The following is a 13,544-nucleotide window of genomic DNA, read 5'->3' as shown; positions in this document are numbered from 1 at the left end:
TTCTCGACCTCGACGCCGAGCGCGTTCATCGCGACGTCCGCCATGCCCGCCGTCGCGCCGTACACGAAGAGGGCGAGACACAGCGTCCACAGGTTCGGCGCCAGGGACGGCAGCATCAGCGCGAGCGTCCAGAGGCAGATCAGTCCGCGCATCGCCGTACGGGCGCCGAAACGGTGGCTGATCCAGCCCGCGAGCGGCATCGCCACGGACGCGCCGATCGCCGGGAAGGCGAGTGCGAGCCCCAGCTGGCCCGCGCTGACCTGGGAGTGGTCCTGGATCCACGGCACCCGTGTCGCGAACGAGCCGGTGACGGCACCGTGCACGGCGAAGACGGCGGCCACGGCGTACCGGGCCCGCCGCACCACCGCACGCTGCTCGTCGACGCCCACTGAGCTCATTCTCGGCCCCTCCCTGGTCACTGGCGTGATTGACGTGCCCCAGCTCCTGTCCGTCACCGCCCCGGGCACCCGACGGCTGCTCCGAGTCCCCGGACCCGGCAGCCACTCGCGAACGCTGGGGCGCCCGGCCCTCGCTCGCGCCGCCGCCGTAAACTATCAGGAACCCTGCCTGATAGATAGAGAGTATCGGGCGCAGGGCCGACGTCCCGTACGCCCTCTTCGATCTGGGAGGATCCCGGCATGCCCGCATCACCCAGCACCGCCCGGGCCATCAACGACCGGCTCGCCCTGCGGCTGCTGCAGGAGGAAGGGCCGTTGACGGCCGGTGAGTTGAAGGTGCTCACCGGTCTGTCCCGGCCCACGGTCGCCGACCTCGTGGAACGCCTGACCGAGGCCGGGCTCATCGCGGTCGTGGGGGAGTCGGGGGAGCAGCGGCGCGGTCCGAACGCCCGCCTCTACGGCATCGTCGCCGACCGCGCGCACCTGGCCGCGCTCGATGTGCGCACCGAAGGGGTCACGGTGGTCGTCGCCGATCTGCTCGGTACGGAGCTGACACGGGCGTCCGTCCCCATCGCGGACGACACCGGCACGGGGCCGGCGGTGGAGCAGGCGGTCACCCTGGTGGAGCGGACCGCGAAGGAGGCGGGCGCCGACCCGCTGCACACGGTGGGGATCGGCGCGCCCGGCCTGATCGACCCCGTCACCGGCGAACTCCGGAACACCATCGGCCTTCCCGAATGGCACCGCCGACTGGCCACCGCCCTCGGCGAACGCCTCCCGGCCCGGGTCCTCGTCGAGAACGAGACCAACCTCGCCGCCCTCGCCGAACAGCGCGACGGCGCCGCCCACGACCGCGACACCTTCGTCCTCCTCTGGCTCGGGCTCGGCACCGGTGCCGCCGTCGTCCTCGACGGCCACCTCCGCCGCGGCGCCTCCGGCGGCACCGGCGAGATCGGCTTCCTCCCGGTCCCGGGCACACCCACGCTGCCCTCCGCCACCGGCTGCGAGGGCGGCTTCCACTCCCTGGCGGGCGCGGCAGCGGTGGTCGCCCTGGCGGAGCGGCACGGGGTCACGGCGGAGGCCGTGGGACACGAACTGCATGCGGCGACATTGGTGCGGGCGGCTGTGGCGGGACTCGGGGCGAGCGAGACGGGCTGTGCGTCGGCCAGAGCGGGCCTTCCGCCGAGCGGCACGCATCCTTCGGCGGGCGGGGCGGGTGTTCCGGTGAGTGGTTCGCATGCCTCGGGCGGTGGGACGGCGGTTTCGGCGGGTGAGGGCAGCTCGTTGTCGGTGGGGCGGGGGCCGTCTGCGGGTGAGGGCGGGGCCCCGGCCGGAGCGAGCGGTTCTTCGCCGGACACGGCGGGCCTGTCGGTGAGCGGGACGACTCTCTCTGGGAGCCGGCCGGGCGCTTCGAAGGGCGAACCCGGCCCGCCGGCCGAGCGCAACGCCCCTTCGGCCGAGCGCAACGCCCCTTCGGCCGAGCGCAACGCCCGCTTCCTCGACGCCCTCGCCGATCGGCTTGCCGTGGGCGCGGCCTCCGTCGTCGCCATCCTCGACCCCGGGTGCGTGGTGCTCGGCGGAGAGCTCGGGCAGGCGGGCGGAGAGGCCCTCGCCGCCCGGGTCCAGGCGCGGTTGGCAGCCCTGTCGCCACTGCCGACCGAGGTCCGCCCGAGCGCCCTCGGCGGGGCCGCCGTACTGCGCGGTGCGCTGCTGATGGCGAGAAACGCCGCGCAGGACGAGCTGTTCGCACCGCCGGGGCGGTAGCGCGGGCGGGCCGGAGGCGTCGTCGACCGCCCAGAAGCACGAGCGGACCGCGGTGGGCCGCCGACTCCGAGCCGAGTCGCCGCCCTGCTACGTTCGGCCTGGCCCCCGCAGCGCTGCTGGTGGCCGGCTGTGTCCGACCCTTGCCCGTCCCGCTCGGCTGCGCGCCCTGCTGACCGTGCTCGCGCTGCGGCCGGGCCGTACGGTGCCCGCGTCCGCGCTGGTCGACGAGGTGTGGGCCGGTGATCCGCCCGCCGACGCGAGCGGTGTGCTGCAGGCGCTGGTCGGACGGCTGTGCCGGGCCCTCGGCTCCGGCGCGGTCGAGTCGGCGAACGGATGGCTGCCCGCGCTTCTGTGGCTCGCCCGAGCCTCAGCGCTGCCCAGGGCAGAGCCGCCGACGGTCGGGCCGTATCCGCCCCCATTGTGGCTGCCCCGTTATGTTTTCCGCGGTCCTGCAAGAGGGCCGCTGGCCTCCGGGCCCGGCATGACTTTTGCCCCCTGTCGAACGGATGACCTGGGGGGGGTGGTGTCACCGGGCCCGGGAGGTGCCGTCGGAGACGCTGATCAGAGGTCCGGCCACCGCCCGGTCCGGCGCAATGCCGGACAGCTCGCGGGCGACAGGTCTGCATAACGTGGATGCGCGCGTACGACACCACTGCCAAGGCCAGCACGTTCAACTCCCTTGGAAGGGCGCGATGTTCGACACCGAAGACGTGGGCGTGTTCCTCGGCCTGGACGTCGGCAAGAGTGCCCATCACGGGCACGGGCTGACCCCGGCCGGCAAGAAGGTCTTCGACAAGCAGCTGCCCAACAGCGAGCCGAAACTGCGGGCCGTCTTCGACAAGCTGACCGCGAAGTTCGGCACCGTCCTGGTGATCGTGGACCAGCCCGCCTCCATCGGCGCCCTCCCCCTCACCGTCGCCCGGGACGCGGGCTGCCAGGCCGCCTACCTGCCGGGACTGGCCATGCGCCGGATCGCGGATCTGTATCCGGGCGAGGCCAAGACGGATGCCAAGGACGCCGCGGTGATCGCGGACGCAGCCCGCACCATGCCGCACACCCTGCGCTCGCTGGAGCTCACCGACGAGATCACCGCCGAGCTGACCGTGCTGGTGGGCTTCGACCAGGACCTCGCGGCCGAGGCCACCCGCACCAGCAACCGGATACGCGGCCTGCTCACCCAATTCCACCCCAGCCTCGAACGCGTCCTCGGGCCCCGCCTGGACCACCCCGCCGTCACCTGGCTGCTGGAGCGTTACGGCTCTCCCGCAGCCCTGCGCAAGGCCGGACGCCGCAGGCTGGTGGAGGTGATCCGCCCCAAGGCCCCGCGCATGGCCACCCGGCTCATCGACGACGTCTTCACCGCCCTGGACGAGCAGACCGTCGTCGTCCCGGGCACCGGCACCCTCGACATCGTGATCCCCACCCTGGCCGCCTCCCTGGCCACCGTCCACACCCAGCGCCGGGCCCTGGAAGCCCAGATCAACGCCCTGCTGGAGGCTCACCCTCTTTCCCCGGTCCTGACGTCGATGCCCGGCGTCGGCGTCAGGACCGCCGCCGTCCTGCTGGTCACCGTCGGCGACGGCACCAGCTTCCCGAGCGCCGCCCACCTCGCCTCCTACGCCGGCCTCGCCCCGACCACGAGGTCATCGGGGACCTCGATCCACGGCGAACACGCACCCCGAGGCGGAAACCGCCAGCTCAAACGCGCCATGTTCCTCTCCGCCTTCGCCTGCATGAACGCCGATCCCGCCTCCCGCACCTACTACGACAAGCAACGCGCCCGCGGCAAAACCCACACCCAGGCCCTCCTCCGCCTCGCTCGCCAACGCATCAGCGTCCTGTTCGCCATGCTCCGAGACGGCACCTTCTACGAATCCCGCACACCCCCGGACGTTGCACTCGCCGCATGACCCCAGCAAGCCCCAATCACCCCAAAACCGACAGGGATGCCTTGACGAAGGACATAGAGGCACCCCCCCCGTTGACCTGGCCCAGCCGCGACGCTACCGATGGCCGAGTCACGCGCGGTCGTATCCGGCGCTCGCCCGTCGCCGCCCAGCCTCCGCCCCGGCCGCCGCACCCTTCCCTCCCACGGCCCGACCCCTCCCACAGCCCGACCCCTCCCACAGCCCGACCCCACCCGCCTGTGCCCGGTCCCTCCTCCCCGAGCCCGCCCCCTCACCCCACCTTCGACCCCCCGAACCGCTCCTCCAGGTACTCCCCGAACGTCCCCTTCCCCACAGCTCGCTCCGGTGCGAGGTGGCCCCCGGCTCGGAAGGCGCCGTAGGCCTTGCCGAACAGGGGGACGTTGAGGAGTCGGCGGCGGCGGCCGGTGGCCGTCAGGTAGGCGCGGGCCAGTTCGGGGAAGGTGAGGATCTCGGGTCCGCCCATGTCGGCCACGCGGCCGGCGGGGGCGGCCACGGCCAGCTCCGCCAGACGGGCGGCGACCTCGGCGGCGGCGATGGGCTGGTCGCGTACATCGGCCGGGAGGAGCATGACCGGCGGCTTGGACAGGACCTCGAAGAGGGCCACGAGGAGGGCGTGGAACTGGGTCGTGCGCAGGGTCGTCCAGCCGAGCCCCGACTCCTCGATCAGCCGCTCGACGGCCAGTTTGGACCGGTAGTAGCCGATCGGCACCCGGTCCACGCCGACGATCGAGATGTAGACCAGGTGCCGTACACCGGCCCGCCGCGCCGCCGCGATCAGATTGGCCGCCGCCTTCTCGTCGCCCCCGCGCGGCGTGGTCGCGCAGTGCACGATCGTGTCCACGCCCGCCACGGCCGCGTCCAGCCCGCTCCCGCCCGCGATCAGATCGACGGCGTACGGCTGCGCGTGCCGGCTGAGCACCCGCACCTCGTGCCCGTCCATCCGCAGCCGGTCGGTGACGAGTCGGCCGAGGACACCGGTGCCGCCGGTCACCAGGATCGTGGTCATGCTGCCCAACCCCTTCGTACGCCGGACGCTCCCCGGTGGAACGCCCTGTACGGATACGACCGGGCGACCCCACGGAAATGTGACAACAGAGGGGAACGACATCCGGCGCAGGGTCACGCCTGGGCCAACTGCCGCCCCACGAGGTCCAGCTTGTCCGGGTTCATCGCCGCGCGCACGCCCGTCACGGCCCCACGGCAGTCGAGGGCGAGGGCGCCGGCACCGGATCGCGTGCGGCGAGCGGAGGCCATGGGCCGCCGTCTGCCTTCCCGGTGGGCCGCGACGGCTCCCCGCCAGGACCCGGCGACGGGCAAGGGCCGTCGTCACCGCCGCCGGGCCGTTCTGGGCGGGTACCGCGATCGCAGACCTTAAAAGGACTAGACCAGGCTGGTCAATGGGTCCGGGGCGTGTCGAGTGGGGGCGCCATGGCGGGAGTTGACCCCGGGTCAGCCACACCCGAAGGGCGAAAAGGCTTGCGTAGGAGGCCCAACTATGTCACCTGTGAGTCAAGCCACACTCTTCACCCGCATGGGTGTCGATCGGGCGTGGCACACTGGCCATGTACCAGAAGCAGCGCACTCCGGGGTCGGTGAAAGTCCGAACCGGCGGTTACAGTCCGCGACCCGGTCGCTTCCAGCGACCGGTTGACCAGGTGAAATTCCTGGACCGACGGTTAAAGTCCGGATGGGAGGCAGTGCGCGGCGGGCGGGCATACGTGCGCGCCGCCGTCTGTTTTTGGCCCGCCCGAAAGGGATGGGTCCGACGCGGCGTCGCTCCCTGTGCCGCGGTCCGCTCTGTCTGTCGTCTTCGACAGCCCCGGAGTCCGTGCCCATACGAGGCAGGAGGACCCGGGAAGTGTTCACCGGAATCGTCGAAGAGCTTGGTGAGGTCACCGCCGTCGAGAACCTCGGCGACTCCTCCCGTTTCCGTCTGCGTGGCCCGGTCGTCACGCAAGGTGCGCGCCATGGCGACTCCATCGCCGTCAACGGCGTCTGTCTCACGGTCGTGGAACACGAGGACGACTGGTTCACCGCCGACGTCATGGCGGAGACCCTCGAACGCTCCAGCCTCGGCGCCCTCACCGTCGGCTCCCGCGTCAACCTCGAACGCCCCATGGCCGTCGGCGAGCGCCTCGGCGGGCACATCGTGCAGGGCCATGTCGACGGCACCGGTCAGGTCATCGAGCGCAAGCCGTCCGACAACTGGGAGATCGTCAAGATCTCGCTGCCCGCCGACCTGACCCGGTACGTCGTCGAGAAGGGCTCCATCACCGTCGACGGCATCAGCCTCACCGTCGTCGACGCGGGCCCGGACTACTTCACCGTCAGCCTCATCCCGACCACCCTCGACCTGACCACCCTCGGCCGCAAGCAGCCCGGCGACCCGGTCAACCTGGAAGTCGACGTCATCGCCAAGTACGTCGAGCGGCTGCTGGGCGCTCAGGGCGCGGCGAGCGTTCCGGGCACGGCGGGCACGCCGGTAGCGGGCACCCAGAAAGCGGCGAGCACTCCGGGGGCGGCGCAGTGAACTCGCTGAACTCCGTCGCCTTCACCGCCTTCGGCCAGCAGATCCTCTGGTCGGACATGATCGGCAACATCCTCGGCCTGATCGCCCTCGCCCTTGGCGCGATCCGCTCCCTGTGGAACTGGCCTGTGCAGTTCCTCTCCGGCCTCATCCTCTTCGGTGCCTTCGTGGGCCATCTGACGGGCAGCGCCGGCAAGCAGGTCATCGTCATGGCCGTCGCCGCGTACGGCTGGTGGCAGTGGAACCGCACCAAGGGACAGACGACGGACGGCGCCATCGCCCCGAGGTTCGCCACCTGGCGCGAACGCGGCTACCTGATCGCCGGTGCCGCGCTCGGCACCCTCGCGGTCGGCGGCCTCTTCACCGCGTTCCCCTCCCTGTCGTGGGACCCCTGGCCGGACGCGTACATCTTCACCGGCACCATCGTCGCCATGTACGCCCAGGCGCGCGGCATGGTCGAGTTCTGGTTCGCCTGGCTGCTGGTCGACCTCGTGGGCGTCCCGCTCAACTTCGCCAACGGCTACGCGTTCTCCGGTTTCGTCTACATCCTCTACGGCGCGCTCGTCCTGTGGGGCATGCGCGACTGGTGGCTGCGCTCGCGCAGGCCCGTCCTGGAAGGAGCCCCGGCATGACCTCGGCGCCGATCCTCTACAGCACCGACTATCCGCAAGACACGGCCTACTCGGAAGACGCGGCGGAGTTCGCGCTCGACCCCGTCGAACAAGCCATCGCCGACATCGCCGCCGGCCGCCCCGTCGTGGTCGTCGACGACGAGAACCGCGAGAACGAGGGCGACCTCGTCATCGCCGCCGAGAAGGCCACGCCCGAGATCGTCGCCTTCATGATGAGCGAGTGCCGGGGCATGATCTGCGCCCCCATGGAGGGCGACGAACTCGACCGGCTCGAACTGCCCCAGATGGTGCAGCAGAACACCGAGTCCATGCGCACCGCGTTCACCATCACCGTCGACGCCGCCCCCGAGCACGGCGTCACCACCGGCATCTCCGCCTCCGACCGCGCCACCACACTCCAGCTGCTGGCGAGCGGCACGGCACAGCCCACCGACTTCGTCCGCCCCGGCCACATCTTCCCGCTGCGCGCCCGGTCCGGTGGTGTCCTCGTGCGCGACGGGCACACCGAGGCCGCCGTCGACCTCGCCCGGCTCGCCGGGCTTCGCCCCGCCGGCGCCATCGTCGAGATCGCCGGCGAGGACGGCCGCATGCTGCGCCTGCCCGAACTGATCCCGTTCGCCCGCAAGCACGGCCTGACGATCATCTCCATCGAGGACCTGATCGCCTACCGCCGCAGCACCGAGCCCACCGTCAAGCGCGAGGCCAGGACCCAACTCCCGACCACTTTCGGCGACTTCACCGCCTACGGCTACCGCTCCACCGTCGACGGCGTCGAGCACGTCGCCCTCGTCCACGGCGAGATCGGCGACGGCGAGGACATCGTCGTCCGCGTCCACTCCGAATGCCTCACCGGCGACGTCTTCCACTCCCTGCGCTGCGACTGCGGCCCCCAGCTGGAGACGGCCATGCGGCACATCGCCACCGAGGGCCGCGGCGTGGTCGTCTATCTGCGCGGCCACGAGGGACGCGGCATCGGACTGCTGTCCAAGCTGCGCGCGTACGAACTCCAGGAGCTCGGCCGGGACACTCTCGACGCCAACCTGGAGCTGGGCCTGCCAGCCGACGCCCGGGACTACGGCGCCGGCGCGCAGATCCTGAAGGACCTCGGCGTCCGCAGCCTCCGGCTGATGACCAACAACCCCGAGAAGACCGACGCCCTCGTCCACCACGGCCTCACGGTCACCGACCGGCTGCCGATGCCCATCCGGGCGGGCGAGCACAACCTCCGCTATCTGCGCACCAAGCGGGACCGGATGGGCCACGATCTGCCCTGGCTGGACACGACCACCGCGTCCACCTGCGGTAATCAGTAGCAACGACAGCAAGACCAGCTCGTACGAGATTCAAGGAACCAAGGAGCAACGTGAGCGGCAAGGGCGCACCCGAACTGTCCGTCAGCAACGTCGGCGACCTGCGCGTCGCGGTCATCGCGGCCCAGTGGCACGAGAAGGTGATGGACGGCCTCGTCGAGGGCGCCCTGCGCGCCCTGCGTGATCTGGGCATCGATGAGCCGACCCTGCTCAGGGTGCCCGGCAGCTGGGAGCTCCCGGTCGTCGCCAAGGTCCTCGCGGGCCGCGGCTACGACGCGATCGTCGCCCTCGGCGTTGTCATCCGGGGTGGCACCCCCCACTTCGACTACGTGTGCCAGGGTGTCACCCAGGGCCTCACCCAGGTCTCCGTCGACACCGGCGTCCCCGTCGGCTTCGGCGTGCTGACCTGCGACACGGAGGAGCAGGCCCTGGACCGCGCGGGTCTGGAGGGCTCCACCGAGGACAAGGGCCACGAGGCGGTCACGGCGGCCGTGGCGACGGCCGCCACGCTCCGCTCAGTATCCGAACCCTGGCGCTGACGAACCTGGTATTTGGTCTAGCCTGGGCACACCATGTCCAAGAAGACGTTCGAGGAGCTCTTCACCGAGCTCCAACACAAGGCCACCCATGGCGACCCCGCCACTTCCCGAACCGCCGAGCTGGTCGGGAAGGGGGTCCATGCCATCGGCAAGAAAGTCGTCGAAGAGGCCGCCGAGGTCTGGATGGCCGCCGAGTACGAGGGCAAGGACGCGGCGGCCGAGGAGATCTCGCAGCTGCTGTACCACGTCCAGGTGATGATGGTCGCCCGAGGCATCTCCCTGGACGACGTCTACGCCCATCTCTGAGCCGTAACCCCGCAACACCCCAACCACTCCCTGCGCACGACACACGAACGAAGGAAGCTCGCCTCATGCTGCGGATCGCCGTCCCCAACAAGGGTTCCCTCTCCGGCCCTGCGGGGGAGATGCTGCATGAGGCCGGCTACCAGCAGCGCAGGGAGTCCAAGGAGCTGCGGATCGTCGACCCGGAGAACGAGGTCGAGTTCTTCTACCTCCGCCCCCGCGACATCGCGATCTACGTCTCCTCCGGCCGCCTCGACATCGGCATCACCGGCCGCGACCTCCTCATCGACTCCGGCGCCAACGCCGAGGAGATCCTGTCGCTCGGCTTCGCCCGCTCCACCTTCCGCTACGCCACCAAGCCCGGTACGGCGGGCGGCGTCGAGGACCTGAACGGCATGACGGTCGCCACCTCCTACGAGGGCATCGTCGCCAAGCACCTCGCCGACAACGGCATCGACGCCTCCGTCGTCCACCTCGACGGCGCCGTCGAGACCGCCATCGAGCTGGGCGTCGCCGAGGTCATCGCGGACGTCGTCGAGACCGGCACCTCGCTGCGCAACGCGGGCCTGGAGGTCATCGGCAAGCCCATCATGAAGTCCGAGGCCGTCGTGATCCGGCGGATCGACGCGGACACCTCCGACGAGAACGAGCCCAAGGTGCAGCAGTTCCTGCGCCGCCTCCAGGGCGTCCTCGTGGCCCGGACGTACGTGATGATGGACTACGACTGCCGCGTCGAGCAGCTGGAGAAGGCCGTCGCCCTCACCCCGGGCCTGGAGTCCCCGACCGTCTCGCCGCTGCACAACGAGGGCTGGGTCGCCGTACGCGCCATGGTCCCGGCCAAGGAGGCCCAGCGGATCATGGACGATCTGTACGACATCGGCGCCCGGGCCATCCTGACCACCGCCATCCACGCCTGCCGCCTCTGAGGCCGGGGGAGTCGTACGCGATGTCGGACCAGTCCTCCCTTCCCGACCTGCCGGTCACTTTTCGGCCGGGCCGCACCCGGGCCGTGCTGCTGACCGCGGGGGCCGCGATCTTCGTGGTCATCACCGCTGTCGCCATGCTCCTGGAGCGGCTCAGCATGGGGGAGCGCATCAGTTTCGTCTTCACGGGAGCACTGCTCTGCGGCGTGCTGGTCCTGCTCTCCCGGCCCAAGGTGGTCGCCGACGAGTCCGGGGTCACGGTCGTCAACATCGCCGGACGGCGGCGGCTCGACTGGGCGGAGATCGTCAAGGTGAACCTGCGGGTCGGCGACCCATGGGTGTTCCTCGACCTCACCGACGGGACCAGCCTGCCCGCGCTCGGCATCCAGCCGGGCATCGCCAAGCAGCGCGCCATCGCGGACGCCCAGACCCTGCGCGCGCTGGTCGAGACCCGCTCGGTCGCCGAGCCCGAGCAGCGCCAGGACTGACCCGGCGCGGCATCGCGGGCGGTTCCGTACGGCATCGGGGGACGACCCCGAGCAGGATCGGGGGCGACTCAGGGCCGCCGCCCCTGCCGCACCGGCCCCTGTCTTGATTAATCTGTTGGCGGAGGCGTTTCGTTGCGCCTCCGCCACTGTTGTGCCACCCGGCGTTCAGTGGCCCCCTGCTACTCGAGGAGTGACTCCCTCCAGCGATGGACGGATCGTCCTGTAGTACCTGCGCCGCCCCTCCCGGACACACCGAGGCGGCGGCATGACCATCCCCCTGCTGCTCCTCGCGGCGGCGTTCCTCCTGATCCTCGCCAACGGCTTCTTCGTGGCGGCCGAGTTCGGCCTCGTGACGGTCCAGCGGCCGGAGGCCGAGAAGGCCGCGGCCGAGGGCGACCGCCGGGCCCACAAGGTGGTGGGCGCGCTCAAGGAGCTGTCCTTCCAGCTCTCCGGCACCCAGCTCGGCATCACCATCACCTCCCTCGTCGTCGGCATGCTCGCCGAACCGGCGCTCGCGGAGCTGCTGCACGGCCCGTTCACCGCGATCGGCATACCCGAAGGCGCCGTCTCCGGTGTCGCCGTGGTCGTCGGCATGCTGCTGGCCTCCGCCGTGCAGATGGTGATCGGCGAACTGGTGCCCAAGAACTGGGCGGTGTCCAGGCCGATGCAGGTCGCGCGCTTCGTCGCGGGACCCCAGCACGTCTTCTCCCGCCTCTTCCGCCCGGTGATCGCCGGGCTCAACGCGGTCGCCAACCGGCTGGTCCGCGCCCTCGGCGTCGAACCCACCGAGGAGCTGGCCTCCGCCCGCACCCCGGGCGAGCTGGTCTCCCTGGCCCGCCACTCGGCCCAGGCCGGCGCCCTGGAACAGGACACCGCAGACCTCTTCGTCCGCACCCTGTCCCTGGGCGAGCTGACCGCGGAGAACGTGATGACACCCCGGGTGAAGGTCAGCGCCCTGCAGTCCACGGCCACCGCCGAGGACGTGGTCAACCTGACCCGCGCCACCGGTCTGTCCCGCTTCCCCGTCTACCGGGAGCGGATCGACGAGATCATCGGCATGGTCCACCTCAAGGACGCCCTGGCGATCCCCGCACAGGACCGGCTGCACACCCCGGTCGACCGCATCGCGAAGCCCCCGCTGCTCGTCCCGGAGACGCTGCCCGTGCAGCCGCTCCTCGCCCGGCTGCGCAGCGAACAGCCCATCGCGGTCGTCGTCGACGAATACGGCGGTACGGCGGGTGTCGTCACCCTGGAGGACATCGTCGAGGAACTCGTCGGCGAGGTCCGCGACGAGCACGACGGGCACGACCTGCCCGAACTCGCCACGGCCCCGCCCGAGGACGGCCGCCCCGCCTGGGACGTCGACGGCAGCTGCCGGGTCGACGTGCTCCAGCGCATAGGCCTCGACGTCCCGGAGGGCCCGTACGAGACGGTCGCCGGCCTCGTCGCCGACCTCCTCGGCCGTATCCCGGCGCCGGGTGACCGAGCCGAACTGTCGGGCTGGCAGCTGGCGGTACGGCAGGTCGGGCACTACCGGGCAGAGCGCGTACGGCTCGTACGGACCGCTCCCGCCACGGATTCCCTCACCGTGGTGGAGGCCACCCGATGAGCGTGCTCCAACTTGTGTTCGCCCTCTTCCTCGTGCTCGCCAACGGCTTCTTCGTCGGCGCCGAGTTCGCCCTGGTCTCCGTGCGCCGCAGCCAGATCGAACCGCTGGGCACGGCACGGGCCCGACAGGTCCTCCACGGTCTGGAGAATCTGCCGCAGATGATGGCGGCGGCCCAGTTCGGCATCACCGTCTGCTCGCTGACGCTCGGCGCGGTGGCGGAGCCGACGGTGGCGAAGCTGCTTGAGCCGGTGTTCGAGGCGATCCACCTTCCCCACGGGATGATCCACCCCCTGGGCTATGTGATCGCGCTGGCGGTCGTCGTCTTCCTCCATCTGGTGGTCGGCGAGATGCTGCCGAAGAACCTGGCGATGGCGGCGCCCGAGAAGACAGCACTGTGGCTGAGCCCCGGCCTGGTCGCCTTCGCGCGCCTGTGCAAGCCGGTGACGGTGGGCCTCGGCGCCTGTGCCCGCATCGTCTTGCGGCTCTTCCGTGTCGAGCCCAAGGACGAGGTGGAGGCGGTCTTCACCAGCGTCCAACTGGGCCGACTGGTCGAGGACTCCGGGCAGGCCGGGCTGCTCGACCCCGAGGAGCAGGAACGCCTGGAGGACGCGCTGGAACTGGGCTCCCGCCCCGTCACGGACGTCCTGCTGAAGCGCGACGCCCTGGTCACGGTGGGCCCCTCCGTCACTCCGGCCCAGGTGGTGGCGCTGACCGCCCGAACGGGTTACTCCCGCTTTCCGGTGGTGGCGGAGACCGGCGCCTTCATGGGCCGCTATCTCCATGTCAAGGACGTCCTGGACCTGGAGGACTCCGACCGGGCCGTCCCCCAACACATCTGGCGCCCCATGACGACCCTCCGGGCCGAGCTCCCGCTGGACGACGCGCTGACGGTCATGCGCCGGGCCGCCACCCACCTCGCCCAGGTGGCCGACGCCTCCGGCAAGGTCCTGGGCCTGGTCGCCCTGGAAGACGTACTGGAGTTGCTCGTCGGCGAGGTCCGGGACCCGGCCCACCGGCAGACTCCGCCGTCGGCCCGGGTGACAGAGTCCCGTGCAACCAGCACGCCGGAGGAGGCCCTGGCCAGCTGATTTCGCCCCCGCGTTTGAGGTGAGTGGCTCGCGCA

Annotated in this window: 14 protein-coding genes, 1 pseudogene and 1 riboswitch; of the genes and pseudogenes, 12 read left to right on the top strand and 3 right to left on the bottom strand. The window is 71.1% G+C overall.

Annotated elements, in window-relative coordinates; translation table 11 throughout:
- A partial coding sequence (locus tag STRIP9103_RS36100) for an MFS transporter (RefSeq protein WP_158696939.1) occupies positions 1-398 on the bottom strand: 398 nt, incomplete at its 3' end.
- 240 nt (positions 399-638) lie between these two features.
- On the opposite strand from STRIP9103_RS36100, the gene STRIP9103_RS36095 reads away from it, so the two are divergent.
- The 3 genes and pseudogenes from STRIP9103_RS36095 (at position 639) to STRIP9103_RS36090 (ending at position 4,072) form a co-directional block, all read left to right on the top strand.
- On the top strand, positions 639-2,162 hold the full coding sequence (locus STRIP9103_RS36095; protein ID WP_009331050.1) for an ROK family transcriptional regulator: 1,524 nt from the start codon (positions 639-641) through the stop codon (positions 2,160-2,162).
- Between the two features lie 151 nt (positions 2,163-2,313).
- A pseudogene (locus STRIP9103_RS53610) lies at positions 2,314-2,496 on the top strand (winged helix-turn-helix domain-containing protein); the annotation flags it as partial.
- Between the two features lie 358 nt (positions 2,497-2,854).
- A complete protein-coding gene (locus tag STRIP9103_RS36090) occupies positions 2,855-4,072 on the top strand; it encodes an IS110 family RNA-guided transposase (protein ID WP_048820914.1) in 1,218 nt (405 codons plus the stop codon).
- Positions 4,073-4,340: 268 nt separating this feature from the next.
- Here the strand turns inward: STRIP9103_RS36090 and STRIP9103_RS36085 are convergent, their stop codons facing one another.
- Both STRIP9103_RS36085 and STRIP9103_RS52910 read right to left on the bottom strand, forming a co-directional pair.
- The gene (locus STRIP9103_RS36085; RefSeq protein ID WP_009331056.1) at positions 4,341-5,096 is read right to left on the bottom strand and encodes an SDR family oxidoreductase; all 756 of its coding nucleotides are present in this window, start codon (positions 5,094-5,096) and stop codon (positions 4,341-4,343) included.
- Between the two features lie 113 nt (positions 5,097-5,209).
- Positions 5,210-5,344, bottom strand: a complete 135-nt coding sequence (locus tag STRIP9103_RS52910) for a hypothetical protein (RefSeq protein WP_258539369.1) — start codon at positions 5,342-5,344, stop codon at positions 5,210-5,212.
- A gap of 320 nt (positions 5,345-5,664) precedes the next feature.
- Positions 5,665-5,795, top strand: a riboswitch (FMN riboswitch).
- 153 nt (positions 5,796-5,948) lie between these two features.
- Between STRIP9103_RS52910 and STRIP9103_RS36080 the strand changes: the two genes are divergently transcribed.
- From STRIP9103_RS36080 to STRIP9103_RS36040, 9 genes are all read left to right on the top strand, one after another.
- Entirely contained in the window at positions 5,949-6,620 is a 672-nt protein-coding gene (locus tag STRIP9103_RS36080) for a riboflavin synthase (protein WP_009331048.1), read from the top strand.
- Positions 6,617-7,249, top strand: a complete 633-nt coding sequence (locus STRIP9103_RS36075; protein ID WP_009331058.1) for a nicotinamide mononucleotide transporter family protein — start codon at positions 6,617-6,619, stop codon at positions 7,247-7,249. The genes STRIP9103_RS36080 and STRIP9103_RS36075 overlap by 4 nt, the downstream gene beginning before the upstream one ends.
- Entirely contained in the window at positions 7,246-8,562 is a 1,317-nt protein-coding gene (locus STRIP9103_RS36070; RefSeq protein ID WP_009331067.1) for a bifunctional 3,4-dihydroxy-2-butanone-4-phosphate synthase/GTP cyclohydrolase II, read from the top strand. Before STRIP9103_RS36075 ends, STRIP9103_RS36070 begins: the two co-directional genes overlap by 4 nt.
- 50 nt (positions 8,563-8,612) lie before the next feature.
- Positions 8,613-9,098 carry a 6,7-dimethyl-8-ribityllumazine synthase gene (ribH, locus tag STRIP9103_RS36065; RefSeq protein ID WP_009331063.1) on the top strand — a complete coding sequence of 162 codons (486 nt, stop codon included), beginning with the start codon at positions 8,613-8,615 and terminating at the stop codon, positions 9,096-9,098.
- Between the two features lie 33 nt (positions 9,099-9,131).
- Positions 9,132-9,404 (top strand): phosphoribosyl-ATP diphosphatase, encoded by a 273-nt coding sequence (locus tag STRIP9103_RS36060; RefSeq protein ID WP_009331052.1) that lies wholly within the window; start codon positions 9,132-9,134, stop codon positions 9,402-9,404.
- Between the two features lie 65 nt (positions 9,405-9,469).
- Complete coding sequence (gene hisG, locus STRIP9103_RS36055) at positions 9,470-10,327, top strand: ATP phosphoribosyltransferase (RefSeq protein ID WP_009331044.1); 858 nt, start codon at positions 9,470-9,472, stop codon at positions 10,325-10,327.
- A 20-nt stretch (positions 10,328-10,347) separates the two neighbouring features.
- On the top strand, positions 10,348-10,812 hold the full coding sequence (locus tag STRIP9103_RS36050; RefSeq protein ID WP_009331046.1) for a PH domain-containing protein: 465 nt from the start codon (positions 10,348-10,350) through the stop codon (positions 10,810-10,812).
- 265 nt (positions 10,813-11,077) lie between these two features.
- Complete coding sequence (locus tag STRIP9103_RS36045) at positions 11,078-12,421, top strand: hemolysin family protein (protein ID WP_009331054.1); 1,344 nt, start codon at positions 11,078-11,080, stop codon at positions 12,419-12,421.
- Positions 12,418-13,509: a hemolysin family protein gene (locus STRIP9103_RS36040; RefSeq protein WP_009331065.1), complete on the top strand. Its 1,092-nt coding sequence runs from the start codon at positions 12,418-12,420 to the stop codon at positions 13,507-13,509. Before STRIP9103_RS36045 ends, STRIP9103_RS36040 begins: the two co-directional genes overlap by 4 nt.
- Positions 13,510-13,544 lie beyond the last annotated feature (35 nt).

It is taken from the genome of Streptomyces ipomoeae 91-03, assembly GCF_000317595.1.
GTDB lineage: Bacteria > Actinomycetota > Actinomycetes > Streptomycetales > Streptomycetaceae > Streptomyces > Streptomyces ipomoeae.
The sequence above is the reverse complement of the archived record's forward strand: the minus strand, read 5'-3'. Positions and strand labels throughout refer to the sequence as shown.